This window comes from Aquincola agrisoli, from assembly GCF_036621135.1.
GTDB classification, from domain to species: domain Bacteria; phylum Pseudomonadota; class Gammaproteobacteria; order Burkholderiales; family Burkholderiaceae_C; genus Aquincola; species Aquincola agrisoli.
Genome location: NZ_JAZIBG010000020.1, coordinates 290171 through 315507 on the forward strand (window position 1 = coordinate 290171; position 25337 = coordinate 315507).

General features: G+C 69.8%; 15 protein-coding genes and 4 tRNA genes. 12 read left to right on the forward strand and 7 right to left on the reverse strand.

What is annotated here, in order from left to right; translation table 11 throughout:
- Positions 1 to 115 precede the first annotated feature (115 nt).
- The 10 genes from V4F39_RS09295 (at position 116) to V4F39_RS09340 (ending at position 11033) form a co-directional block, all read left to right on the forward strand.
- Positions 116 to 1243 carry an efflux RND transporter periplasmic adaptor subunit gene (locus tag V4F39_RS09295; RefSeq protein WP_332289039.1) on the forward strand — a complete coding sequence of 376 codons (1128 nt, stop codon included), beginning with the start codon at positions 116 to 118 and terminating at the stop codon, positions 1241 to 1243.
- A gap of 13 nt (positions 1244 to 1256) precedes the next feature.
- Positions 1257 to 4388, forward strand: a complete 3132-nt coding sequence (locus V4F39_RS09300) for an efflux RND transporter permease subunit (RefSeq protein WP_332289040.1) — start codon at positions 1257 to 1259, stop codon at positions 4386 to 4388.
- A 69-nt stretch (positions 4389 to 4457) separates the two neighbouring features.
- Positions 4458 to 4544, forward strand: a tRNA-Leu gene (locus V4F39_RS09305).
- 29 nt (positions 4545 to 4573) lie between these two features.
- A complete protein-coding gene (gene tig, locus V4F39_RS09310; protein ID WP_332289041.1) occupies positions 4574 to 5881 on the forward strand; it encodes a trigger factor in 1308 nt (435 codons plus the stop codon).
- 128 nt (positions 5882 to 6009) lie between these two features.
- Entirely contained in the window at positions 6010 to 6618 is a 609-nt protein-coding gene (gene clpP / locus V4F39_RS09315) for an ATP-dependent Clp endopeptidase proteolytic subunit ClpP (RefSeq protein WP_332289042.1), read from the forward strand.
- Between the two features lie 133 nt (positions 6619 to 6751).
- The gene (gene clpX, locus V4F39_RS09320) at positions 6752 to 8023 is read left to right on the forward strand and encodes an ATP-dependent Clp protease ATP-binding subunit ClpX (protein ID WP_332289043.1); all 1272 of its coding nucleotides are present in this window, start codon (positions 6752 to 6754) and stop codon (positions 8021 to 8023) included.
- Between the two features lie 126 nt (positions 8024 to 8149).
- Complete coding sequence (gene lon / locus V4F39_RS09325) at positions 8150 to 10579, forward strand: endopeptidase La (protein WP_332289044.1); 2430 nt, start codon at positions 8150 to 8152, stop codon at positions 10577 to 10579.
- 120 nt (positions 10580 to 10699) lie between these two features.
- Positions 10700 to 10775: transfer RNA gene (locus V4F39_RS09330), tRNA-Gly, on the forward strand.
- Positions 10776 to 10818: 43 nt separating this feature from the next.
- Positions 10819 to 10894, forward strand: a tRNA-Gly gene (locus V4F39_RS09335).
- A 65-nt stretch (positions 10895 to 10959) separates the two neighbouring features.
- Positions 10960 to 11033 (forward strand) — tRNA-Cys (locus V4F39_RS09340).
- A gap of 54 nt (positions 11034 to 11087) precedes the next feature.
- Here the strand turns inward: V4F39_RS09340 and V4F39_RS09345 are convergent.
- Positions 11088 to 12071, reverse strand: coding sequence for a LysR family transcriptional regulator (locus tag V4F39_RS09345; RefSeq protein ID WP_332289045.1), 984 nt, complete (start codon positions 12069 to 12071; stop codon positions 11088 to 11090).
- 115 nt (positions 12072 to 12186) lie between these two features.
- Here V4F39_RS09345 and V4F39_RS09350 point away from each other — a divergent pair, with 115 nt between their 5' ends.
- A complete protein-coding gene (locus V4F39_RS09350) occupies positions 12187 to 13707 on the forward strand; it encodes a CoA-acylating methylmalonate-semialdehyde dehydrogenase (protein WP_332289046.1) in 1521 nt (506 codons plus the stop codon).
- Positions 13704 to 14234, forward strand: a complete 531-nt coding sequence (locus V4F39_RS09355; RefSeq protein ID WP_332289047.1) for a chorismate--pyruvate lyase family protein — start codon at positions 13704 to 13706, stop codon at positions 14232 to 14234. The genes V4F39_RS09350 and V4F39_RS09355 overlap by 4 nt, the downstream gene beginning before the upstream one ends.
- Positions 14235 to 14296: 62 nt before the next feature.
- Here V4F39_RS09355 and V4F39_RS09360 read toward each other — a convergent pair whose 3' ends face one another.
- From V4F39_RS09360 to V4F39_RS09385, 6 genes are read right to left on the reverse strand one after another with little or no spacing between them, the layout of a single operon-like run.
- Positions 14297 to 17737, reverse strand: coding sequence for a GH36-type glycosyl hydrolase domain-containing protein (locus V4F39_RS09360; RefSeq protein WP_332289048.1), 3441 nt, complete (start codon positions 17735 to 17737; stop codon positions 14297 to 14299).
- Positions 17734 to 20790, reverse strand: a complete 3057-nt coding sequence (locus V4F39_RS09365; RefSeq protein WP_332289049.1) for a discoidin domain-containing protein — start codon at positions 20788 to 20790, stop codon at positions 17734 to 17736. The genes V4F39_RS09360 and V4F39_RS09365 overlap by 4 nt, the downstream gene beginning before the upstream one ends.
- 23 nt (positions 20791 to 20813) lie before the next feature.
- Entirely contained in the window at positions 20814 to 21650 is an 837-nt protein-coding gene (locus tag V4F39_RS09370; protein WP_332289050.1) for a carbohydrate ABC transporter permease, read from the reverse strand.
- Entirely contained in the window at positions 21647 to 22549 is a 903-nt protein-coding gene (locus V4F39_RS09375; RefSeq protein ID WP_332289051.1) for a carbohydrate ABC transporter permease, read from the reverse strand. Before V4F39_RS09375 ends, V4F39_RS09370 begins: the two co-directional genes overlap by 4 nt.
- Positions 22546 to 23841 (reverse strand): sugar ABC transporter substrate-binding protein, encoded by a 1296-nt coding sequence (locus tag V4F39_RS09380; RefSeq protein WP_332289052.1) that lies wholly within the window; start codon positions 23839 to 23841, stop codon positions 22546 to 22548. Before V4F39_RS09380 ends, V4F39_RS09375 begins: the two co-directional genes overlap by 4 nt.
- Entirely contained in the window at positions 23838 to 25331 is a 1494-nt protein-coding gene (locus tag V4F39_RS09385) for a glucoamylase family protein (protein ID WP_332289053.1), read from the reverse strand. The genes V4F39_RS09380 and V4F39_RS09385 overlap by 4 nt, the downstream gene beginning before the upstream one ends.
- Positions 25332 to 25337 lie beyond the last annotated feature (6 nt).

Sequence of the window (25337 nt, forward strand, 5' to 3'; positions counted from 1 at the left end):
CGGTCGTACCGCCGATGCCGTGCGCCGATTGACAGTGCCACGCCTCGACTTCTACATTACTGACCGGTCAGTCAGTACCAACAAGAGCCCTCAGACCTCCCAGAGGACAGGACCCATGCGCACCTCGTTTCCCCTCCTAGCCGGCATGCTGGCGTCGGCGTTGCTGGCCGGCTGTTCCCGTCCTGCGGCCGAAGCCGAGCCCGTCCGTGCGGTGCGCACCGTGGTCGTGGCGGCGCAGTCCGCCGGCGGCAGTGCCGAGTACGCCGCGGAGGTGCGCGCACGGACCGAATCGCGGCTGTCCTTCCGGGTCGGCGGCAAGATCACGCGCCGGCACGTGGACCTGGGCGACACGGTGAAGGCGGGGCAGGTGCTGGCACAGCTCGACCCGCAGGATCTGCGGCTCGGCGAGACGGCGGCGCAGGCGGCGGTGCGGGCCGCGCAGGTCAATTTCGACCTGGCCGCGGCCGACCTGAAGCGCTACCGCGAGCTGCGCGACCAGGGCTTCATCAGCGGCGCCGAGCTCGAGCGCCGCCAGACGACGATGCAGGCTGCGCAGGCGCAGCTGGAGCAGGCGCGCGCGCAGGCCGGCGTGCAGGCCAACCAGGCGGCGTACAGCAGTCTGGTGGCCGACGTGGCGGGCGTGATCACCGGCGTCGACGCGGAGCCGGGTGCCGTCGTGAGCGCCGGCACGCCGGTGCTGCGCCTGGCGCACGACGGGCCGCGCGATGTCGTGTTCACGGTGCCCGAGGACCGCCTGACCTCCGTGCGCGCGCTGTTGGGCCGCCCGGGCGCGGTGCAGGTCACGCTGTGGGGCAGCGGCGAGCAGCGCATGCCCGCGAGCGTGCGCGAGGTGGCGGCGGCAGCGGACCCGGTGACGCGCACCTTCCTGGTGAAGGCCGACGTCGGCAACGCACCCGTCAGGCTGGGCCAGACGGCCACCGCGTCCATCGCGCAGGCGCGTGTCGACAACGTGACCAAGCTGCCGCTGTCCGCCGTGTTCGAGCAGCAGGGCGCTTCCGCGGTGTGGGTTGTCGATGTGCCGACGATGACCGTGCGTGCGCAGCGCATCCAGGTGGGCGGCGCGGACGGCCGGGACATCGTCGTCACCGGCGGGCTTCAGCCGGGACAGCGCGTGGTCAGTGCCGGCGTGCATGTGCTGACGCAGGGGCAGAAGGTGAGCCTCTACGCCGAGCCTGGCAGTCCGCCGGCCACCCCCGCCTCGGCCGCGTCGACGCCGCGCTGAGCGGGAGCCCTCCATGAGCGACTCTCCCTCCAACGCCGCCGGCCCTTCGCGTTTCAACGTCTCGCGCTGGGCGCTGGAGCATCCGGCGCTGACGCGCTACCTGATGATCGTGCTGCTGGTGCTGGGCGCGGCGGCGTACTACCAGCTCGGCCAGGACGAAGACCCGCCGTTCACGTTTCGCGCGATGGTGGTGCAGGCCTACTGGCCGGGCGCCACCGCGCAGCAGGTGGCCGACCAGGTCACCGACAAGATCGAGAAGGCGCTGCAGCAGGTGCCGTACGCCGACAAGATCCGCAGCTACACCAAACCGGGCGAATCGCTGACGATCTTCCAGCTCAAGGAGAGCACCCCGCCAAAGGAGGTCACCGGCACCTGGTACCAGGTGCGCAAGAAGATCGGGGACATGCGCTCGACGTTGCCGGCGGGTGTGGTGGGGCCGGTGTTCAACGACGAGTTCGGCGACGTGTACGGAACGATCTATGCGCTGTCGGCCGACGGATTCAGCAACGAGGAACTGCGTGTCCACGCCGAGCAGGTGCGGCAGGAGCTGCTCCGGGTGCCCGACGTCGCGAAGGTGGAACTGTTCGGCGTCCAGCCGGAAAAGCTGTTCATCGAGATTTCGCAACGCCGCCTTGCACAGCTCGGCCTCGACTTCAGCCAGGTCATCAGCCAGCTCGGAGCGCAGAACGCCGTCGAGGGCGCAGGCGTGCTGAACGCCGGGACGGACAACCTGCAGGTGCGCATCGGCGGGGCCTTCGGTTCCGTCGAGGCGCTGCGGCATTTCCCGATCCGGGCGGTCAACCCGGCCACGGGCGCGGCCAGTTCGCTGCGCCTGGGCGACATCGCCGAGATCCGCCGCGACTATGCCGATCCGCCGTCGGTGATGGTCCGCCACCAGGGCCGGCAGGTCGTCGCGCTGGGCATCTCGATGGCCAAGGGGGGCGACATCATCGCCCTCGGCAAGGCGTTGAAGGTGAGGGCCGCTTCGGTCCAGCAGGCGCTGCCCGTGGGCATCGAGCTCGTGCAGGTGCAGGACCAGCCGCAGTCCGTGTCCCGGTCGGTCGGCGAGTTCGTGCACGTGCTGATCGAGGCCATCGTCGTGGTGCTGGCGGTGAGCTTCATCAGCCTGGGCCTGCACACGCGGCCGCTGCGGGTGGACGTGTGGCCGGGCCTGGTGGTGGGCATCACGATCCCGCTGGTGCTCGCGATCACGTTCGTGACGATGTACTACTGGGGCATCGGCCTGCACAAGATCTCGCTCGGCTCGCTGATCATCGCGCTCGGGCTGCTGGTCGACGACGCGATCATCGCGGTCGAGATGATGGTGCGCAAGCTGGAGGAGGGGCACGACAAATTGCGCGCCGCCACCTTCGCGTACGACGTGACGGCGATGCCGATGCTCACCGGCACGCTGATCACCGCGGCCGGCTTCCTGCCCATCGGGCTCGCGAAGTCGGTGACGGGCGAGTACACGTTCGCGATCTTCGCGGTGACCACGGCGGCGCTGCTGATCTCGTGGCTGGTGTCGGTCTACTTCGTCCCCTTTCTCGGCGCGCGGCTGCTTCACACACGCAGCCGGGTGGGGGGAGGCGAGGCGGCGCACGAGCTCTTCGATTCGCCGTTCTACTCGCGCTTTCGAGCCCTGGTCGACTGGTGTGTCGCGCATCGCTGGGTCACGATCGGGGTCACCGTGCTGACCTTCGTGCTGGGCATCGTGGGCATGGGCCGGGTGCAGCAGCAGTTCTTCCCCGATTCGAGCCGTCCGGAGATCCTGGTCGAGCTGTGGCTGCCCGAGGGGTCGACCATCCAGCACAGCGACGAGGTGGCGCGCCGCTTCGAGGCGCGCATGATGAAGGCGGCCGGCGTGCAGAGCGTCACCACGTGGATCGGGTCCGGGCTGCCGCGCTTCTACCTGCCGCTGGACCAGGTCTTTCCTCAATCGAACGTCTCGCAGGCCATCGTGCTGCCGGCCGACCTGGCGACGCGCGAGCGGCTGCGCAAGGAGTTGCCCGCGCTGCTGGCGCAGGAGTTTCCCGAGGTGCGCGGCCGGGTCAAGCTGCTGCCCAACGGGCCGCCCGTCGCCTACCCCGTGCAGTTCCGCGTGATGGGCGGCGACGTCGCGCAGGTGCGCCAGTGGGCCGATCAGGCGCGCGAGATCCTGCGCGCCAACCCGAACATGCGGGGCGTGAACGACAACTGGAACGAGTCGGTCAAGGTGCTGCGCCTGGAGATCGACCAGGACAAGGCCCGTGCGCTCGGCGTCACGAGCCAGGGCGTCGCGCAGGCATCGCGCATGCTGCTGTCGGGAACATCGGTCGGCCAATACCGCGAAGGCGACCGCTTGATCGACATCCTGCTGCGCCAGCCTGCCGACGAACGCGACGCCGTGACGGCGCTCGCGAACGCCTACCTGCCGACCTCCACCGGCCGCGTGATCCCGTTGATGCAGGTCGCGAGCATCCGGATGGATTGGGAGCCGGGCGTGATGTGGCGCGAAGGGCGGCAGTTCGCCATCACCGTGCAGGGCGATGTCGCCGAGGGCATGCAGGGCCCGACCGTCACCGCCGAGCTGTGGCCGCAGCTCGACGAGCTGCGCAAGCGCATGCCGCCGGGCTACACCATCGAGATCGCCGGGGCGGTGGAGGAGAGCAGCAAGGGGCAGGGGTCGATCGTCGCCGGGATGCCGCTCATGCTGTTCATCATCCTCACGTTGCTCATGCTGCAACTGCACAGCTTCAGCCGCGCGATGCTCGTGCTGCTGACCGGTCCGCTGGGCATCGCGGGCGTCGCGGCCGCGCTGCTGCTGCTGAACCGGCCGTTCGGATTCGTGGCCCTGCTGGGGGTGATCGCATTGATGGGGATGATCATGCGAAATTCGGTGATCCTGATAGACCAGATCGAGTCCGACCGCACGCGCGGCGTTCCGGCCTGGACGGCCATCGTCGAATCCGCGGTGCGGCGCTTCCGTCCGATCGTGCTGACGGCCGCGGCGGCCGTGCTTGCGATGATTCCGCTGTCGCGCAGCGTGTTCTGGGGCCCGATGGCGGTGGCGATCATGGGCGGGCTGATCGTTGCGACGGCGCTCACGCTGCTGGCGCTGCCTGCGATGTACGCGGCCTGGTTCCGCGTCCGCCGGCCTGGTTAGAATCCGCGGTTCACAGATTCGCCGAGGGGGCGCTTCCGCCCGGAAGCCGCCCCTTCTTTCCATTGTTCAGCGCGGGTGGCGAAATTGGTAGACGCACCAGGTTTAGGTCCTGACGCCAGCAATGGTGTGGGGGTTCGAGTCCCCCCCCGCGCACCACAACGTACTCAACAAGAGAGTCGGACATCATGACGGTCACCGTTGAAACCCTCGACAAACTGCAACGCCGCATCACGCTGACGCTGCCCGCCGAAGCCATCGCTGGCGAAGTCACGTCGCGCCTGAAGAAGCTCGCGCGCACCGTCAAGGCCGACGGCTTCCGTCCGGGCAAGGTGCCGATGAGCGTCGTCACCCAGCGCTACGGCTATTCCGTGCAGTACGAAGTGGTGAACGACAAGGTCGGCGAAGCCTTCAACAGCGCGGCCAACGAAGCCAAGCTGCGTGTGGCCGGCCAGCCCAGCATCACGCAGAAGGACGAGGCGCCCGAGGGCGCGATCGCCTTCGACGCCACCTTCGAGGTGTACCCGGAGGTGGTGATCGGCGACCTGGCCAGCGCGGAGGTCGAGCGCGTGTCGTCGGAGGTCACCGATGCGGCGATCGACAAGACGCTGGACATCCTGCGCAAGCAGCGCCGTACCTTCGCCCAGCGCCCCGCCGATGCCGGCGCCGACGAAGGCGACCGCGTGACGATCGACTTCGAAGGCAAGATCGACGGCGAGCCGTTCGCCGGCGGCAAGGCCGAAGGCTTCCAGTTCATCATCGGCGAAGGCCAGATGCTGGAGCAGTTCGACAAGGCCGTGCGCGGCATGAAGACCGGCGAGAACAAGACCTTCCCGCTGCAATTCCCCGAGGACTACCAGGGCAAGGACGTCGCAGGCAAGGAAGCCGATTTCCTGGTCACGATGAAGAAGATCGAGTCGCAGGTGCTGCCGGAAGTCGACGAGGCCTTCGCCAAGTCGCTCGGCATCTCGGACGGTACCGTCGAAGCGCTGCGCGCGGACATCAAGAAGAACCTCGAGCGCGAGGTCAAGTTCCGCGTGCTGGCCCGCAACAAAGGCGCGGTGATGGACGCGCTGGTGTCCGTCGCGCAGCTCGACGTTCCGCAGGCGCTGGTGAAGAGTGAGACCGATCGCATGGTCGAGTCGGCGCGCGCCGACCTGAAGCAGCGCGGCATCAAGGATGCCGACAAGGCCCCGATCCCGGCCGAACTGTTCACCCCCCAGGCCGAGAAGCGCGTGCGCCTGGGCCTGGTGGTGGCGGAACTGGTGCGGGCCAACGGTTTGCAGGCCAAGCCGGACCAACTCCAGGCCCACATCGAGGAAATGAGCCAGAGCTACGAGAAGCCGGCGGAAGTGGTGCGCTGGTACCTCAGCGACCGCCAGCGCATGAGCGAGGTGGAAGCCGTGGTGATCGAGAACAACGTGACCGAATTCGTGCTCGCCCGTGCCAAGGTCACCGACAAGCAGCTGCCGTTCGACGAGCTGATGACGGCCTGATCTCCATCGGTCGGCACGAGGGGCGCCGCGCCGCGAGGCCGGCGCCTTTTCCATTCTTCGAGCGTGCTCTTGCAGGCCCATAATCGACCCGCATGTTCGACGCTATGTATTCTTCCAAGGACAACTCCATGAGCGCGCTTGAAACCACCGGCCTGGGCATGGTGCCCGTGGTCATCGAACAGTCGGGCCGCGGTGAACGCGCCTACGACATCTACAGCCGCCTGCTGCGCGAGCGGCTGATCTTCCTCGTCGGTCCGGTGAACGACCAGACCGCCAACCTCGTCGTGGCGCAGATGCTGTTCCTCGAGAGCGAAAACCCGGACAAGGACATCCACCTGTACATCAACTCGCCCGGCGGCAGCGTCAGTGCCGGCCTGTCGATCTTCGACACCATGCAGTTCATCAAGCCCGACGTCTCCACGCTGTGCATGGGCATCGCGGCGAGCATGGGTTCGTTCCTGCTGATGGCCGGCGCCAAGGGCAAGCGCTTCGCGCTGCCGAACTCGCGCGTGATGATCCACCAGCCCTCCGGCGGTGCGCAGGGCCAGGCCACCGACATCGAGATCCACGCCCGCGAGATCCTCAAGACGCGCGAGCAGCTCAACAAGATCTACGCCGAGCGCACCGGGCAGTCGATCGAGAAGATCCGTGCCGACATGGAGCGCGATTTCTTCCTGGATCCTCACGAATCCAAGGCCTATGGACTCATCGACCAGGTGCTCGACAAGCGCCCGTAAGCCCACGCCGTCCGCCCCCGGTCCCGCGCGAAATGAGGCCCCGAGGGGGGCTTTGTTTCCGCGCTGAGCGCCCGGTGGGCTTGGACTATCATTACCCTGCATCGACCCTTGCGTCGGTGAACCCTGCATACCCATGGCCGAGAAAAAAGGCGCTTCGAGCGAAAAGGTTCTGTACTGCTCCTTCTGCGGCAAGAGCCAGCACGAGGTGAAGAAGCTCATCGCCGGTCCGTCGGTGTTCATCTGCGACGAGTGCATCGAGCTGTGCAACGACATCATCCGCGATGAAGTGCCGGCCGATGGCGCCGCGGCCAAGACTGCCAAGTCGGACCTGCCGACCCCGGCAGAAATCAAGTCCAGCCTGGACCAGTACGTGATCGGCCAGGAAGTGGCCAAGCGCACGCTGTCGGTCGCGGTCTACAACCACTACAAGCGCCTGAAGCACATGGGTGCCGGCAACAGCAAGGATGAGGTCGAGCTCAGCAAGAGCAACATCCTGCTGATCGGCCCGACCGGCTCGGGCAAGACGCTGCTGGCGCAGACGCTCGCACGGCTGCTCAACGTGCCCTTCGTGATCGCCGACGCCACCACGCTCACCGAAGCCGGCTACGTGGGCGAGGACGTCGAGAACATCATCCAGAAGCTCCTGCAGAACTGCAACTACGATGTCGAGCGCGCGCAGCGCGGCATCGTCTACATCGACGAGATCGACAAGATCAGCCGCAAGGCCGACAACCCGTCGATCACGCGGGACGTGTCGGGCGAGGGGGTCCAGCAGGCCCTGCTCAAGCTGGTCGAGGGCACGATGGCCAGCGTGCCGCCGCAGGGCGGCCGCAAGCATCCGAATCAGGATTTCCTGCAGATCGACACGACCAACATCCTGTTCATCTGCGGAGGTGCATTCGACGGCCTGGAGAAGGTCATCCAGAACCGCACCGAGAAGTCGGGCATCGGCTTCGGCGCCACCGTGCACAGCAAGAGCGAGAAGCGGGTGTCGGAGGTGTTCCGTGCGACGGAACCGGAAGACCTGATCAAGTTCGGCTTGATTCCCGAGCTGGTCGGGCGCCTGCCCGTGGTGGCCACACTTGGCGAGCTGACGGAAGAAGCCCTGGTGCAGATCCTGACCGAGCCGAAGAACGCCCTGCTCAAGCAGTACCAGCGCCTGTTCGGGATGGACGGCGTGGAGCTGGAGATCCGCACCTCCGCGCTGCAGGCCATTTCGCGCAAGGCCCTTGCGCGCAAGACGGGTGCCCGGGGCCTGCGCTCGATCATGGAGCATGCGCTGATCGACACGATGTTCGACCTCCCCAACCTCGACGGCGTGGCCAAGGTGGTGGTCGACGAGCACAACATCGAAGAGGGCTCGAAGCCCCTGCTGGTCTACCACGAGGCCAAGGCGAGTGCCTGAGCTGCCTGCTGCACGCGCCGGCGGCGGCTGCGGCCTCCCTGGAAGCTTCTCATGCGGCCGGCAGCCCGGCCGCCTTGCAATCCATCGCTCGAGCCCCAGATCGGCTTGAGAAAGAGAGGTTTCTAAATGTCCGGACATCCCGTTCTGCCCGCGGACCCGATCACGCTGCCGCTGCTGCCGTTGCGCGACGTGGTGGTGTTCCCGCACATGGTGATCCCGCTGTTCGTGGGACGCCCGAAATCGATCAAGGCGCTGGAAGCCGCAATGGAAGCCGGCCGCCAGATCATGCTGGTGGCGCAGAAGGCCGCCGGCAAGGACGAGCCCAAGGCCGACGACATGTTCGACGTCGGCTGCGTCTCGAGCATCCTGCAGATGCTGAAGCTGCCCGACGGCACCGTGAAGGTGCTCGTCGAGGGAACGCAACGCGCCAACACGCTGTCCATCACCGAGAACGGCGAGCACTTCGTCTCTGAGGTCTCCCCGATTCCGCCGGCGGTCGACACCAAGCCGGAGATCGAGGCGCTGCGCCGTGCGGTCACCCAGCAGTTCGACCAGTACGTCAAGCTCAACAAGAAGATCCCGCCCGAGATCCTGACGTCCATCGCCGGCATCGACGATGCGGGCCGCCTGGCCGACACCATCGCGGCGCACCTGCCGCTGAAGCTCGAGGCCAAGCAATCGGTGCTCGACCTGTTCGAGGTCGACAAGCGCCTTGAAAAGCTGCTCGAACTGCTCGAGCACGAAGTCGACATCCTGCAGGTCGAAAAGCGCATCCGTGGCCGCGTGAAGCGGCAGATGGAGAAGAGCCAGCGCGAGTACTACCTGAACGAGCAGGTCAAGGCCATCCAGAAGGAACTGGGCGACGGCGAAGAGGGCGCGGATCTCGAGGAGCTCGAGAAGAAGATCGCCGCGGCCAAGATGACCAAGGAAGCGCGCAAGAAGGCCGAGAACGAGCTGAAGAAGCTCAAGCTGATGTCGCCGATGTCGGCCGAAGCCACGGTCGTGCGCAACTACATCGACACGCTGGTCGCGCTCCCCTGGGCGAAGAAGACCAAGATCAAGCACGACCTCGCCAATGCCGAAGAAGTGCTGAACGAGGACCACTACGGCCTCGACAAGGTCAAGGATCGCATCCTCGAATACCTCGCGGTGCAGCAGCGCGTCGACAAGGTCAAGGCACCGATCCTGTGCCTGGTCGGGCCCCCGGGCGTCGGCAAGACCTCGCTGGGCCAGAGCGTGGCCCGCGCCACGGGCCGCAAGTTCGTGCGCATGGCGCTGGGCGGTATGCGCGACGAGGCCGAGATCCGTGGCCACCGCCGCACCTACATCGGCTCGATGCCGGGCAAGGTGCTGCAGAGCCTGAGCAAGGTCGGCACGCGCAACCCGCTGTTCCTTCTCGACGAGATCGACAAGCTGGGCATGGACTTCCGCGGCGATCCGTCCTCGGCGCTGCTGGAAGTGCTCGACCCCGAGCAGAACCACACCTTCAGCGACCACTACGTCGAGGTCGACTTCGACCTGTCGGACGTGATGTTCGTGGCGACCTCGAACTCGATGAACATCCCGCCGGCCCTGCTGGACCGGATGGAAGTGATCCGCTTGTCGGGTTACACCGAGGACGAGAAGCTCAACATCGCCCAGCGCTACCTGCTGCCCAAGCAGGCCAAGAACAATGGCGTGCGCGACGACGAGATGGACGTGACCGAGAGCGCGCTGCGGGGCATCATCCGCTACTACACGCGGGAAGCCGGCGTGCGCTCGCTGGAACGCGAGATCTCGAAGATCTGCCGCAAGGTCGTCAAGGGCATCCAGCTCAAGAAGTACGAAGGGCAGGTCGTCATCACCGACGAGAACCTGCACGAGTTCCTGGGCGTGCGCAAGTACGACTACGGCCGTGCCGAGAAGAAGAACCAGGTGGGCCAGGTGTCCGGCCTGGCATGGACCGAGGTCGGTGGCGACTTGCTGACGATCGAGTCCGCCGTGATGCCGGGCAAAGGCAACATCATCCGAACCGGCTCGCTCGGCGACGTCATGAAGGAGTCGGTGGAAGCGGCGCGCTCGGTGGTGCGTTCTCGGTCGCGGCGCCTGGGCATCAAGGACGAGCTCTTCGAGAAGCGCGATGTGCACATCCACGTGCCCGACGGCGCGACGCCCAAGGACGGCCCCAGCGCGGGCATCGCGATGACGACGGCGTTCGTGTCGGCCCTGACCGGCATCCCGGTCAAGGCGGACGTCGCGATGACCGGCGAGATCACCTTGCGCGGCGAGGTCACGGCGATCGGCGGCTTGAAGGAGAAGCTGCTGGCGGCCCACCGCGGCGGCATCAAGACGGTCATCATTCCGGAAGAGAACGTCAAGGACCTGCAGGAGATCCCCGAGAACGTGAAGAACAATCTCGAGATCGTGCCGGTCAAGTGGATCGACCGCGTCCTCGAAGTGGCACTCGAGACCGTGCCGCAGCCGTTGCCTGAGGAAGAGCCGGTCCAGGAAACGAAGCCGGCGGCTGCCGCTGCGCCGGCCGATGCGGGTTCGACGTCGGAGGCCATCAAACACTGAGCGGCTTGCTCAGGAAATGGCTTGCGTGGATTCAGCGTGCCGAGTAGACTGCGAGGCTCGCTGATTCACCAAGTCAGCGGCACTGAAGCAGCAATGCCGAAGTGCGAAATCGGAATCCAAGCGGGAATAGCTCAGTTGGTAGAGCGCAACCTTGCCAAGGTTGAGGTCGCGAGTTCGAGCCTCGTTTCCCGCTCCAGATGAAGTTGATGCGGTTCGATGTCGGTCCGTGTCGGCACCCCGCGGGAATAGCTCAGTTGGTAGAGCGCAACCTTGCCAAGGTTGAGGTCGCGAGTTCGAGCCTCGTTTCCCGCTCCAGAGTTTCGAGAAAGGGAGGCGACCGCTTCCCTTTTTCATGTCCTGACCCTATCGTTGGGCAGTGCGGCGCGATAGCAAAGCGGTTATGCAACGGATTGCAAATCCGTCTAGTCCGGTTCGACTCCGGATCGCGCCTCCAAACACCCCCGGTCCGCCTGAACGTGAAGCCTCGCATCGCCGAGGCTTTTTTGCGTCAGGACGGGGCGGCCGGATCGAACCCGTCGGCCAGGGCTTGCCGCAGGTAGGCCACCACTTCACGTACGGCGCGGGGCGTTTGTGGGCTCCACGGGCGGATCGCATAGATCGCATCACCGAAGAAGCCGACCGGACGCCAGCCCGGCAGCACCTCGCGCAACTTTCCGGCGCGCAAGGCCGACGTCGCGCTGAAGTCGGGCACCAGCGCAATGCCCAGGCCCGACAGCGCCGCATCACGCAGCAACTCGGAGTTGTTGGCGCGCAGCGGCCCCTGAACCGCCACGCTGACACGCTCGGGCTCCGCGCCGGGCGCGGTATCGGGCTCGTCCGGTGACGAGCGCTCGAACTGCCACAGCGCCGGCCCGCTGCGCAGGTAGGCGAGGCAGTCGTGGCTGGACAGCGCCGCCGGATGCTGGGGCGTGCCCCGCTTGCGCAGGTAGCCCGCGCTGGCGACGAGCAGCGTGCGCGAAGGGCACAGCCGCCAGGCGACGTGGCTGTCGGGCGGCACGCTGGTGTGGCGCACCGCCAGGTCGAAGCCTTCGCGTGCCAGCGGCACGAGCCGGTCCGACAGTTCCAGGTCCACGCGCACGTCGGGGAAAGCCCGGTAGAAGCCCTCCAGTGCCGGCGCCACGTGTTGCCGGCCCAGCGCCACCGGCGCGGTGATGCGCAGCACCCCCCGCGGCGTGGCCGCCAGGTCGCGCACGCCCGCGAAGCTGCGCTCGATCTGCTCGAAGGCGGCGCGCGTGTGGTCCACCAGCTGCTGGCCGGCTGGCGTCAGGCGCACGCTGCGCGTCGTGCGCTGCACCAGCGGCACGCCGGCGGCCCGCTCCAGCTCGGTGATGCGCTGGCTGACCGCTGCCTTGCTGACCGCCAGCCGCTGTGCCGCGGCGGTGTAGCTGCCGGCCTCCGCGAGCGTGCCGAGCCAGTGCACATGGGACCACAGGGCTTCGATGCGGCGGTCGGGCTGCGTGGAGGGATCCATGCCTTGCATTGTTCAGCTCCGTGAACAATGCGTCCACCTGCCGTGGCTTTGCGCCGGGCCCTGCCGCTCCTAGACTGGCGGCCTTCCCCCGAAGCTCACACACCGGAGACCAGCCATGGGCGCACCCGAAGCCTTCACCCGCACCACCGACGTCGGCCACTGGATCGGCGGGCAGCCCGTTGCCGGTTCCGGCGGCCGCAGCCAGGCGGTCTACAACCCGGCCACGGGTGCCGTGGCACGCCAGGTGCTGCTGGGCAGCGTGGCCGACGTGGACGCCGCCGTCGCCGCGGCCGCCGCTGCCTTCCCCGCCTGGGCCGACACCCCGCCGATCCGGCGCGCCCGGGTGCTCAACACGTTCCTCGCGCTGATGAACCAGCACCGCGACACCCTGGCCGCGATGATCACCGCCGAACACGGCAAGGTGTTCACCGACGCCCAGGGCGAAGTGACACGCGGCATCGAGATCGTCGAGTTCGCCTGCGGCATCCCGCAGCTGCTGAAGGGCGGCTTCACCGACCAGGTCTCGACCGGCATCGACAACTGGACGCTGCGCCAGCCGCTGGGCGTGGTGGCCGGCATCACGCCGTTCAACTTCCCGTGCATGGTGCCGGCGTGGATGTTCCCGGTGGCGCTGGCCTGCGGCAACACCTTCGTGCTGAAGCCCAGCGAGCGCGACCCGTCGCCCAGCCTCTTCATGGCCGAACTGCTGAGGCAGGCCGGCCTGCCCGACGGCGTGTTCAACGTCGTGCAGGGCGACAAGACGGTGGTCGACGCGCTGCTGTCGCACCCCGACGTGAAGGCGCTGAGTTTCGTCGGCTCCACGCCCATCGCCCAGTACATCTACGAGACCGGCGCGCACCACGGCAAGCGCGTGCAGGCGCTCGGCGGCGCCAAGAACCACATGGTGGTGATGCCCGACGCCGACATCGAGCAGACCGTCGATGCGCTGATCGGCGCGGCCTACGGCTCCGCCGGCGAGCGCTGCATGGCGATCAGCGTGGCGGTGCTGGTGGGCGACGTGGCCGACCAGATCGTGCCGCTGCTGGCCGAGCGTGCCCGGGCGCTCAAGATCAGGAACGGCATGGAGCTCGATGCCGAGATGGGCCCCATTGTCACGAAGCAGGCGCTGGAACGCATCGAGGGCTACATCGCGCTGGGCGTGGAAGAGGGCGCAAGACTCGTGGTCGACGGGCGGGGCTTCAAGGTGCCGGGCCACGAGCAGGGCTTCTTCACCGGCGGCACGCTGTTCGACCACGTGACGCCGCAGATGCGCATCTACAAGGAAGAGATCTTCGGCCCGGTGCTGGCCTGCGTGCGCGCGAAGGACTTCGCCGAGGCGGTGCAGCTCGTCAACGACCACGAGTTCGGCAACGGCGTCGCCTGCTACACCCGCGACGGCAACGTTGCCCGCGAGTTCGCGCGACGCATCCAGGTCGGCATGGTCGGCATCAACGTGCCGATCCCGGTGCCGATGGCCTGGCACGGCTTTGGTGGCTGGAAGCGCAGCTTGTTTGGCGACGTGCATGCCTATGGCGAAGAGGGCGTGCGCTTCTATACCAAGCAGAAGTCGATCATGCAGCGCTGGCCCGCGAGCACGCCCAAGGGCGCCGAGTTCGCGATGCCGACCGCCAAGTGACGCGGGCGGTCCGCGAGGCCGCACGCCGCTGGCAGCGGGCCCCCGGCTCGCTGACGCAGCGGCTTTTTGCGTGGGGCGGCGAGGTGCGCGTGCAGCGGCTCGTGCAGGCCGTGCAGCCGCTGCTGCCCGGCGAGGCGGCCGATCTGGGCGTGGCGCCCGGCACGCGCTGCCTCGTGCGCGAGGTGGTGCTGCGCGTGGGCGACGCACCGGTGGTGTGGGCACGCAGCGTGGCACCGGCGTCGTCGCTCCAGGGGCCGTGGAAGGCCCTGGCCGGGCTGGGCCAGCGCCCGCTGGCCGCGCTGCTGTTCGTCGACCCGCGCGTGAGCCGCACGCCGTTGGCAGCGCATTGGCATGGCCGTGGCAGCGTGTGGCACCACCGCGCCGACGAGGCCTGGCGGGCCGCCGCCGGCCAACCCTGGCCCGCCAACGTGGTGGCGGCCCGCAGTTCGGTCTTCACCCGCGGCGGCGTGCCACTGCGGGTGTTCGAGGCGTTCGTGCCAGGCATCAGCGGCCCGCTGATGCGTTGAGGGGCGATCCCCTGGCTCGTCGCTGCGACGGTGCGGCGCGGCCCGGGCGGCCCACCGCGGGCTCAGCCCAGCGTGATCTCCAGTTCGAGCCGCCCGCCCGCGGCCGCCGCCAGGCCGCGCAGCGTGTCGAGCGCCAGCACCGCCGCGCCGGTGCGATAGGGGTGCGGGGCGCGCGTGAACCGCTGCACCTGCATCTGCCCTTGCACGTTCACGCCCACTGCCCGCACGCCGCAACCCTGTGGCCCGACGCGGTAGCGGATGCGTGCAGGGCGGCCTGCCACCTCCACCTCGGCCTCCAGCCCGTCCAGCGCCGGTGGCATCACCGGGTCGAGCAGCACGTGCCTGGCCTCGTGCCGCACCCCGAGGAAGTGCCCCACCACCAGGCCCAGCGCGATGCCCGGCCCGCTGGAGTACACGCGCCAGCCGCCGTCCAGCGCGACACGGCCGTCCGCGATGCGGTCGTAGCCGGCCGCGGCCCGGTAGCGGTCGCCGAACGCGGCGTCGGAGCTGGAGTAGTAGCAGTTGGCCTGCCGCAGGCTGGCCGAAGGCACCCGCTGCGCGAGCCCGATCGGGTGCGCCAGGTTCAGCGCCGCGAAGAAGGCGTCCGCCAGACCCAGGCAGGCCAACGTCTCGGCATACCGCAGGTGCGCGTGCATGTACATCACGCCGATTTCGCGGCCGAAGAAGGCGCTGGTTTCCGCGCGCTGGAAGAGCTGCGCCGGGCCGCCGCGGTACGGCAGCGGGCGGTCGAAGAGCCGGGCGCCGTCGGGCGCCATGAGGTGCCGGTGGATGGCCGCGAGTTGCGCATGCGCCATCGACGGCGACAGCAGCCCGGCCAGCACGGCATGCATCATCGGCAGCAGGCTGTAGTGCACGCCGGTGCGCTGGTCCTGGGGGTGCAGCAGCAGCTCGGGCGATGGCTGAGTGGGCTCGAAGAGCGCATAGCCAGCCACGATGCCGTCCTGCACCAGCAGCCGGTGGAAGTCGCGTTCGATCGCCGGCAGCGCCTCACGCAGGTGCGCCGCGTCGGCGTGCAGCTCCAACCGTTCCAGCGCCTCGGCCAGCGTCGAGATCGACTGGTAATGCAGCGTCACCGTCCAGGCGCTGCACAGGTGCTCGCGCAGGCGCGGGTCGGCGGGCTGCAGCGAATCGTTCCAGTCGCCATGGCCGTAGGCGGCCAGTGCGGTGCCGGGAATGCGCCGCGCATGGATCACGGCGAGTGCGCGCTCCACGTGCTGCCACAGCGTGCCTTCACCGTCCGGCGTGCCGTCGGCGCGGCGGTAGGGCAGCGGCTCGTCGAGCAGCGAGGCGTCGTCGGTGGACAGCAGGTAGCGCGCCAGCGCCAGCAGTGGCCAGAACACGATGTCGCCGTGCGAGTCGCCGGCGCGGATGGCCCGGTCGCGCTCGAAAAACATGAACCACTGCGGCCAGTCGCCGTCGGTGTTCTGCGCGCCGAACACCGTGCACAGCAGCTGCCGCACCGGTGCCGGCCGGTTGAGGGCCAGCAGCATTTCCAGCGGCCCCTGGCAGACGTCGCGCACGCCCCAGCCGCCGCCGGTGTATTGCTCCAGCCCGCGCGGTGACAGGTAGTGCACCAGCGCGTTGTGCTCGTACCAGGGGACGATGTCGGCCAGCGCGGCCGAATCGCCCGCCAGCGGGCTGCCGGCCGGGGCGGTCCATCGCGGTCGGAGCCACGCCGGGTGCTGCGCCGGCGGGGCGGCAGCGAGCAGGTCGGCCGACAGGCGCAGTGACAGCTCGCTGCAGGGCCGCGTCTGCACGCACAACCAAGGCAGGCCGCGGCGTCGGCCGTCGGCGAACAGGGCTTCATCACCGCCGACCCGCAGCAGTGCACCGGGTTGCGCCGCGGTGATCGAGAAGCTGCCGCCGGGCAGGCGCTCGGCCAGTGCGCTGCCGGCCGGCACGGCCACGCGGACGACGCCGCACTCGTGCGTCCAGGCCGCCGGAGCATCGGTTTGACCGTCCTGCCCGTCGAGTGCGATGTGATGCGTCACCAGCCAGCGCAGCGGTTCGCCTTCGCGCACGTGGAGCGACAGGTGCACGGCCGCGGGCGCGTCGCCGGCCGTGCTTTCGACCTCCAGCAGGCCCGCGGCGTGCCGGTAGAACCAGCGGCAGCGGCGCGCCTGGATCGCGAATGCCGACGGCACGCCAAGCTGCTGCCACGCGCCGCCCAGCTCGACGAACACCCGCAGCCCCTGCGAGCGGTACAGGCCCCAGCTGCTGCGCACCGCCGACAGCATGCGGTTGATGCTGGCGTGGCCCTGCGTGAGCATCGAGTGGAAGACGCCGCTCATCCACACGGTGGAGGTCAGCGCCCGTTCGTCGGGGACCTGGTGCACGCCGGCGCGCAGCAGGTGGCCGTGCGGGCGCTGCACGGCCAGTTCCTTGGCACGCAGCACCACGTGCGTGGCTTCGCCGCAGTGGAAGGACAGCAGGCGGCGGGCGACGTCGTGCTCGGCGTGCCGCAGCACGGGCCCGAAGTGCGCGGTGATCTCATCAGCGGTGAGGTCACGTGCCGCCAGCCAGGGCGCCGACGCGAACAGGCTGCGGTCGCCCGATGCCGGCGCGGCAGGAGTGGCTGCGCTCGTTGCCTCCGGTGCGGTGCTCGAGACAGCCATCGACGCCGCGGTCGATGACGACACCCGCTCGGCCCATGCCAGCAGCGGGTCGAGCCGGCCGAGATCGGCTGCCGACGTGGCCGCCGGATGATCGGCCGCATGCAGCAGGACGAACCCGGCGGAGGCCGTGTGCCCGGGCGCGATCGTCAGCCGCTCGTCCTGCAGCGCGATCAGCGCGTGTTCATGCTGCTTGACCGTGCCGGGCAGCCCGTCGCGCACGCCGGCCGGTGCAACACCGCTGGCACGCCAGCCCGCTCCGAAGACCTGCAGCGCATCGGTTGCGTACGAAACGGCCCGCCGCAGCGAAGCAGCCGCCAGCCAGGGGTGGCGGCCTTGCACCGGCTGGTTCTGCCGGGCGGCCAGCACCGCGCCGCGCCGCGGGTGCTGCAGCGCCGCCAGGTCGATGTAGTGGCTGACGTAGTACTCGTTGGTGCGGATCGCGCCTTCATCGGCCAGGCCCACGTCCTGCAGCAGCACGAGGTCGACCTCGGCTGCGTCAGCTGCATCGGCCGTCGCAGCCAGCCCGACGTGCCAACACCAGGCTGCGTCCACTGCATGCAGCTGGAGCCGCAGGCGGACCTGCAGCCCCTGCCACATGCCGGCCCATTCCGCATGGCGCGGGCCGTCGCCGGCCGGCGCCAGCGGCGAATCCGGGCCCGTGAGCGGCATGGCCTGCACGCCGCCATCGGCGGCGTGGCGGCGCAGCCAGAGGCCGCCGGGGCCGGCCTCCATGGCCGTCGCGGGAAACAGGTTCAGCATCACGCCGCGGCAATGGGCCTCGCGCAGCGCGCCTTCCGGCGTCAGGCGCAGGGCCAGGCCGGCGTCGTTGGCCAGCGCGCGGGCTGGCGGGGGCAGGGTCTGGTTCATCGGGTCAGGGCAGGTGCCGGCGCCTCGGGGCGCGCGCCGGTATTGGTCAGGGTGAGCCGCCGCGTGCCGTCGGGCAGCCGCAGTTCGCGGCCCGCCCAGCGCAGTGCCGTCTCGCCGGCATCGGCTTGCGGCAGCGGACCGGTACCGGGCCACACGAGGCGCACGCCGCCCGTGGGCGGCCGGGCCAGCGGCGAGAGGTCGAACGTCCAGCCGGCTGCGGTGGGTGCCAGCCGGTAGGTGAGATCACCGTGCGCGGTGGACAGGCCGCTGACCGCCACGCCGCCGGGATGGCGCAGCCAGCCGGCCGCCCAGCCGGCGCCGATGACGAGCGTGTCGTCGGGCTCGCGCTCGAAGGCCAGCATGTCCAGCACCGAGCGGATGTGATCCGACGACACCCATGCGTGTGGCATGTCGCCCAGGAAGCGGGGCTCGCGGTAGGCCGGCAGCACGACCTCGGCCCACTGGTTCCAGCCGGCGGGGCGGCGGTCTGCCATGAAGAAGCGTGTCATCGCATGCGCGCGTTCGGCCTGGCCCAGGCGCAGCAGCGCACCGACGGTGCGCCATTCGTAGGGGGTGTAGTCCTTCCACGGCGTGCGGCCTTGCGCGCGGTCGTCGGCCTGCTGCCAGTACTGCTCGAACGTGGCTTCGAGCAGGCCGGCCGGCAGCGCGGCCTGCGCCTGCGCGGGGTTCAGCGCCATCGTGGTGGAGGTGGCATCGAAGTCGCCACGGTCGGCCGCGCCCACCGCGTAGGGCACGCCGTAGCGGCGGGCGCTGGCCTGCAGCGAGGCGGCGAGCTCGTGCTCGAACTCGTCGCGCCCGCGGGCCCAGGCGGCCGCACGGCCCGTCTCACCCAGTGCCCGGGCGATGAGCACCGCGTCCTTCAGGCCGCGCAGCGTCCAGAAGTCGTCCCAGTACGAATAGGCGGCCTTGTCGGCGTAGCCCTCGTGGCTGATCGACGGCGGCATCAGGCCGAAGAGGTGGGCGCGCTCCGGCGTGCGGAACCCGGCGCCGCGTGTCTGCTGGCGCTGCTGCTCGATCCAGCCGGTCACGCGCCGCACGGTGGGCCAGTGGCGCTGCAGCAGCGCGTGGTCGTGCGTGTGGCGCCACAGCTCGGCCACCGCGTAGAGGTACTGGCCGTGGCTGTCGTTCTCCACCACCGGGTCGGCGCCGCGGCGGTCGACGCAGCAGGGCACCTTGCCCGACGCGAACACATGGCCGGCGTACCAGTCGACGAAGGCTTGGGCGGCGTCGCGCTCGCCCATGCGCAGCAGCGCGGCGACCATCATCGCGCCGTCGCGCACCCAGCTGCGTGCGTACGAGCGCGTGCCGGGCTGCAGCCGCGGGCCGTCGCGCGACATCAGCATGTGCGCCAGCGACGTGCGCAGCGTGTCGGCCAGCGGCTGCGCATCGGGCGGCAGCGCCAGGCGCACGCGGTTCAGGCGCTCGTGCCAGCGGGCGGCCGCGGCGTCGAAGCGGGCGTCGAGGTCGCGCATCGAGGCGATGGGCCGAGCGTTCGTCGCAGCGCCCAGCGGTGCCGTCCAGCCCACGGTGCGCGTGGCGCCGGCCGGCAGCGTGACGTCGAAGCGCATCAGCGCGCTGGCCAGGCCTTCGGGGTCCGTCAAGGTGCTCCGCAGCGCTGCGGCAGCGCCCAGTGCCTGCAGCGACAGGCCCTGGTCGAACGGGGCCGCCTGCACGGCCTGCGGCGCCTGCGTGGGCGCGGGGCCGGCGGCACCGTTCACCCACAACCGGCCGGCGCGCCAGGCGAGCGATGCGACCCGGCTTTCGCCACCCGGTGTGGTGAGGAACTGCTGCGGCGGGTTCACCTGCCACGGCCGCAGCGCGAGCCAGAGCTGCACCGTGCGTTCGGCCGGGCCGGGGTTGTGCAGCCGGTAGCGCGCCAGCAGCGTGGGCTGGCGGGCCGTGCCGTCGGCCGCGGTCTCGATGTCGAGGCGCAGCGCCGGGTGCCGCCATTGCAGCGCCGGCATCGGCAGGTGGCCTTGCGGCAGGTGGTGGTGGATCTCGACGTTCGACGCATCGAGCCGCGTGCCGTCGTCGAGCAGCACGGTGGGCTCGATGCTGTAGCCGCCGCGGCCGACCTCGATCGCGCCGTCTTCGCTGACGAGGCCCGAGCGTTCGCCGCCGCCATCCACGCCCACCAGCGCCCAGTAGTTCTGCTCGCCGTGGAAAGCGCGCGGCAGGTCGCCGCGGAGCAGGGCGCGCGCCTGTTCGGCCAGCAGCGCATTGCGGTTGGGCCAGGCCTGCGCATTGCGCAGCGACCAGGTGGGCGCACCGATGCCCGGCGGCCAGCGCAGGCGCAGGTGGCGTGTTTCGCTTTCCGGCAGCCACAGCGTGTGCAGGCCGGTGCCGCTGCCCTTGAGCTCGCGCAGCGTCTGCCAGCGCAGCCCGTCGGCGCTGGCTTCCACGCGGTAGTCGCCCGGCGCCGCGGGCCACTGCAAGGCCAGGCCGTTGAATTCGCGCGGCTGGCCGAAGTCGATCTGCAGCCGGCCGTCGCCCTGCTGCACCACCGGCTGCGGCGCGGGCCCGGGGGCCGGCAGGTCGACGCGGGAGAAGCCGGCCACGCACAGCGTGCCACGACCACCGTCACGGCCGGCGGACACCACCCATTCGGCCTCGGCGGTGTCGAGCAGGCGGCGGTCGGTGCGGGTGCCCCACGCGAACTCGATGTGCCGCGGCTTGATGACCATCGCCTTCGGTGCGGCGGGCGGCTGCGTGTCGGGCCGGTTGACCCACCAGACGTTGTCGCCGCTGGCATCGGCGAGCTTGAACTGCAGGTCGTTACGGCCGCCGGTGCCGTGCACGTGGGCGCGGATCTCGAACGTGCGCGACGCGTCCTGCGGCCACTGCTGCGGCCAGGCGCGCCGCATCACCGCGTAGCCCGACACGCCCGCGAAGTCGTAGTGCAGGCAGGCGCTGCCCTTGGGGCCTGCACGCACTGAGGCGCGCACCTGGTCGGAGGCGGACGCGGTCCAGCCGTCGACGGCGGGCGCCGCCTGGGCTGCGGCCGCCACCACGAGCGCGATGCCTGCCCCCATGGCGGCTGCGATGCAGGCGGCCCTCATTCCTTCACGCTCCCCATCGTCAGCCCCTGCAGGTAGTAGCGCTGCAGCGCGATGAACAGCAGCAGCACCGGCAGCACGGTCACCACCGCGCCGGCCATCATCAGTTCACTGTCCTGCACGTGCTCGCGCGCCAGCGAGGCCAGCGCCACCGGCATCGTGTGCAGGTCGCCGTCGGTCAGCACGATCAGCGGCCACATGAAATCGTTCCAGCTGCCGAGGAAGCCGAACACTGCCAGCGTGACCAGCACCGGCTTCAGTAGCGGCAGCACGATGTACAGGAAGATCGTCCACTCGCCAGCGCCGTCCATGCGGGCCGCCTCGATCAGCGCGTCGGGCACGTTGCGCGCGTACTGCCGCACCAGGAAGATGCCGAAGATGCCCGCCAGCCCGGGGATCAGGACGCCCGCGTAGGTGTTCACCAGGCCCATGCCCTTCAGCATCAGGAAGAGCGGCAGCATCGCCACCTGCCCGGGGATCACCAGCGCCGCGATCAGCAGCGCGAAGGCGCGGTCGCGGCCCGCGAAATGCAGCTTGGCGAAGGCATAACCCGCCAGCGTGTTGAAGACCGTGGAGAGCACCGTGCTGGCCACCGACAGGCCCAGGCTGTTGACGAAGGCACGCGCCATGTGGCCGTCGGCCAGCAACTGGCGGTAGTGCTCGAGCGTGGGCGCCTCGGGCCAGAGCGGCGGCGGCAGCGTGCTGGAGGCACCCGTGGCCATCAGCGACACGGCCACCATCCACAGCAGCGGCGCGATGGCCACCAGCGCCATCAGCGCCAGCGCAGCATTGACGGCGAGCGTGGCCAGCGGCCGGCGGACGATGGCTGCGTTCATCGCGCACCCCGCTGCTGCCAGCGTGCGGCCAGGGCCGGCACGCCGCGGGTGATGAGCACGATCAGCGCGAACAGCACGAAGGCCACCGCCGAGGCGGCGCCCAGGTTCCACCACTTGAAGCCTTCGTCGTACATCAGGTAGAGCACGCTGACGGTGCTTTGCAGCGGGCCGCCCTGTGTCATCACGTAGGGCTCGGCAAAGAGCTGGAAGTAGCCGGCCGTGGTGAGGATGCTCACCAGGCCCAGCGTGGGCGCGATCGACGGCAGCGTGATGTGGCGGAACTGCGCCCAGGGGCCGGCGCCGTCGATCTCGGCGGCTTCGTAGATGTCCTGCGGCACGGCCTGCAGCGCGGCCATGAAGATGATCATGTTGGCGCCGAAGTTCTTCCACACCGCGAAGAGGATGATGGTGGGCATGGCCCACGCCGGGTCGCCCAGCCAGTCGACCGGGTTCAGGCCCAGCGCCAGCAGGCCCTGGTTGACCAGGCCGTACTTCACATGGAAGAGGTGGCGCCAGATCACCGCCACCGCCACCAGCGTGGTGACCACCGGTGCGAAGAGCGCGGTGCGCACCAGCGGCCGGAACACGGCCACCTTCGACTGCAGCAGCACCGCGGCACCGAGCGACACGCCGATCGACAGCGGCACGCCCACGGCGACGAAGTAGGCGGTGTTGCCCAGCGCCTTCCAGAAGAGCGGGAGCTGCAGCAGGTGCAGGTACTGGTCGGCGCCCACGAAGCGCAGGTTGCGCAGGTCGGCGAGCGCGTAGATGTCGAAGTCGGTGAGGCTGAGCGCGAGCCCGGCAGCGACCGGCACGCCGAAGAAGAGCCCGATGACGATGAGCGCCGGCGCGGCGAAGCTCCAGCCCACCCAGTCGCGATGGTCGACGAACCGCTTCACGGCCGGGCTCCGGAGGCCGCCGTGGCCTGGCGATCGAGCATCCAGCGCCGCTTCTCGAGGATGCGGTCGACACGTTCGTCCAACTCGGCGACGACGATGTCGATGCTGCTGCGGCGGTGGATCGCGCGTTCGGCGGCGAACTGCATCTCCTGCGCGATGCGCTCCCACTCAGGCACGGCCGGCGCCGGGCGCACACGCTCCAGCTGCTGGGCGAAGGCGCGTGCATAGGGGTCGTCGGCCAGCGCCGGGCCGTCGGCATCGTGCAGCGCCCAGGTGCTGCGGCGCGGCGGCAGGTTGCCGGTGAGGCGGTAGAAGCGGTGCTGCACGGCGGGGCGCGACAGGTATTCGATCAGCTGCCAGGCCAGCGGCTTCATGCGGGAGCGGCGGAACATCACCAGGCTCGAGCCGCCCGCGGTGGAGGCGCCCGGCCCGTGCGGCCCGGGCAGCGGCGCCGTGCCCCAGCGGCCTTGCACCGAGGCCGGCAGCCGTCGCTTGAACTCGCCGATGTTCCAGGGCCCGGAGATGTAGAACGCGAAGCTGCCGCGGCCGAATTCCTGCCAGACGCTGGCCACCTCGTTGTTGCTGACGCCCGGCGCATAGCCGCGTTCGAAGAGCGACAGGTAGAAGCCCAGCGCCCGCCGGAAGCCTTCGCCCGAGAAGTTGCCCCGCCGGCCGCCGTCGCGAAGCAGCGTGCCTTCCTGCTGCAAGGCCAGCGCCAGCAGCGGCTCGAATTCGTTGGTCGGCAGCAGGATGGGCGCGGGCACCGGGCCGGCGTGCAGGCGCCGCATCGCGTCGGCCCAGGCGCCCCAGTTGGTGGGCAGGGTGGCGATGCCGGCACGCTGCAGCAGGTCGCGGCGGTAGAAGAGCAGGCGCGTGTCGACGTACCACGGCAGCCCCAGTTGCACGCCATCGATGGTGTTGGTCTGCCAGATGCCTTCGAAGTGGTCGGCCGCGGAGATCGCGGGCGTCTGCGCCATCCACGGCGCCAGCGGCTCGAGCGCATCGAGCGCCGCCATCTCGGGCAGCCAGGTGTTGCCCATCTGAGCCACGTCCGGCGTGGCGTCGCCGGCGAAGGCGGTGAGCAGCTTTTCGTGCGCGGCGCTCCACGGCAGTTGCTCGACGCGCAACCGCAGGCCTGGGTGCTCGCGCTCGAAGCCGTCGAGCAGCTGCACTGCGACCTCGCCCTCGCGCCCCATGGCCCAGAAGCGCAGGGTGCCGTCGTCGCGGCGCGCGCACCCGGGCAGCGCCAGGCTGCCTGCGGCCGCGAGCCAGCTGCGCCTTCGCAGGGTCATCCCAGCCAGCCTCCCCGGAAGCCAGCGCGCAGCAGCCCCAGGCGCAGCGCCGGGTGCTTTCGCATCGTGCGCCAGATCAGTTCGCCCCGATGGTTGCCCAGCATCGCGAAGAACGGCCCCTGGTCGATGCCGAGGTAGTCCGACGCCACCCAGCCGAAGCCGGGAATGACGCGGCCGTGCAGCAGCGGCACGTCCTCGAACGTGAAGCTGAGGTTGAAGGCGTCGTAGAAGCCGTAACGGCCGATGAGGTGCTCGCCGTACCGGTCGTGCAACGCCTTCAGCGTCGGGACGACGATGTCGGGCGCGAACACGATCGAGGCGCCTGCGCCATAGGGCGCGATGGTGCCGTCGTCGCCGGTGTGCGGGCCGCCCATGCCGCGGCCGGCGTAGCTGATGAACTGCCGCAGCGCATCGCCGAACGGGCGCTCCACGTTGGCAGGGCCGTCGCTGGCGGTCACGCCCCATACCTCCGCCCCGTAGCCGGCCCAGCCGTTGGGATTGGCCACCGCGTAGGCCTGCTGCGCCAGTGTCGCGCGGCGCGAGTTCTCGAAGTAGTCGATGCCCTGCTCGCGCATGTAGGCGTCCTGCAGGCCCCGGAAGTCGACCCAGCAGTGGGTGAACTGGTGGCCGAACAGCGGCGGGAACCGCAGGTAGGTCTGGCCGTGCTCGGTGCCCCAGTCGCGCGGGCAGGTGCTGAGCCACTCGCTCCACGCCGCGGGCTCCACCGGAAAAGTGGGCGACCCCAGGGCCAGCAGGTAGACGATCATGGCCTCGTTGTAGCCCTTCCAGTCGGAGCTGAGGAAGCCGATCTCCGGTTGCCAGCCGTGGCTGATGGACGGTGGTCGCACCTGCGCCCAGCGCCAGTCGACCCGCTCGTAGAGCGCCTGGGCCAGGTCGCGGATGCGGCGCTCCACCGGGTCGGCGCGGTCGAAGTGCTGCTGACAGTGCAGCGCCCCCGCCAGCAGCAGCGCGGTGTCGACGGTGGACAGCTCGCAGGCGCCGGTGCGCAGGCCCGTGCGCATGTCGAGGAAGTGGTAGAAGAAGCCCTTGTAGCCGGCCTTGCCTTCGGGCTGCGGGCCCTGCGGCAGGTCGTGCAGGGTCTGCAGCGTGGTGCGCACGCGCGCGGCCGCAGCCTCGCGCGTGACGAAGCCGCGCTCGATGCCGACGGCATAGGCGCTGAGCGCAAAGCCCATCGCCGCCACACTGCACGGGCCGGGGCCCGGCCAGCGGTCGGGCGTGAGGCCCGTGGCGGCGTCGGTGGTCTCCCAGAAGAAGCGGAAGGTGCGGGCCTCGAGCTCGTCGAGCCAGCCGAGGTCGTCAGCATCGGCTGTCGCGGGCGCTGCCGTGCCGTGCGCGAGGCCCAGGGTCGAGGCGGCGAGGCCGGCACCGGCCTGGGCCAGCCAGCGGCGGCGGGTCAGGCTGGGATGTGAAGGGGATGAGGAGCCAGAAACTGCAGAGGCCCCCGCCGTGGGATGAGCGGGTGTGGGCATTGACGA

What these genes read in the sequence shown, in the direction of transcription:
- clpP (WP_332289042.1), top strand. Translation starts at nt 6,010, where the DNA reads ATGAGCGCGCTTGAAACCACCGGCCTGGGCATGGTGCCCGTGGTCATC.
- V4F39_RS09360 (WP_332289048.1), bottom strand. Translation starts at nt 17,737, where the DNA reads ATGAACCAGACCCTGCCCCCGCCAGCCCGCGCGCTGGCCAACGACGCC.
- V4F39_RS09300 (WP_332289040.1), top strand. Translation starts at nt 1,257, where the DNA reads ATGAGCGACTCTCCCTCCAACGCCGCCGGCCCTTCGCGTTTCAACGTC.
- V4F39_RS09380 (WP_332289052.1), bottom strand. Translation starts at nt 23,841, where the DNA reads ATGACCCTGCGAAGGCGCAGCTGGCTCGCGGCCGCAGGCAGCCTGGCG.
- V4F39_RS09350 (WP_332289046.1), top strand. Translation starts at nt 12,187, where the DNA reads ATGGGCGCACCCGAAGCCTTCACCCGCACCACCGACGTCGGCCACTGG.
- V4F39_RS09370 (WP_332289050.1), bottom strand. Translation starts at nt 21,650, where the DNA reads ATGAACGCAGCCATCGTCCGCCGGCCGCTGGCCACGCTCGCCGTCAAT.
- clpX (WP_332289043.1), top strand. Translation starts at nt 6,752, where the DNA reads ATGGCCGAGAAAAAAGGCGCTTCGAGCGAAAAGGTTCTGTACTGCTCC.
- lon (WP_332289044.1), top strand. Translation starts at nt 8,150, where the DNA reads ATGTCCGGACATCCCGTTCTGCCCGCGGACCCGATCACGCTGCCGCTG.
- V4F39_RS09365 (WP_332289049.1), bottom strand. Translation starts at nt 20,790, where the DNA reads ATGGGGGCAGGCATCGCGCTCGTGGTGGCGGCCGCAGCCCAGGCGGCG.
- V4F39_RS09345 (WP_332289045.1), bottom strand. Translation starts at nt 12,071, where the DNA reads ATGGATCCCTCCACGCAGCCCGACCGCCGCATCGAAGCCCTGTGGTCC.
- tig (WP_332289041.1), top strand. Translation starts at nt 4,574, where the DNA reads ATGACGGTCACCGTTGAAACCCTCGACAAACTGCAACGCCGCATCACG.
- V4F39_RS09295 (WP_332289039.1), top strand. Translation starts at nt 116, where the DNA reads ATGCGCACCTCGTTTCCCCTCCTAGCCGGCATGCTGGCGTCGGCGTTG.
- V4F39_RS09385 (WP_332289053.1), bottom strand. Translation starts at nt 25,331, where the DNA reads ATGCCCACACCCGCTCATCCCACGGCGGGGGCCTCTGCAGTTTCTGGC.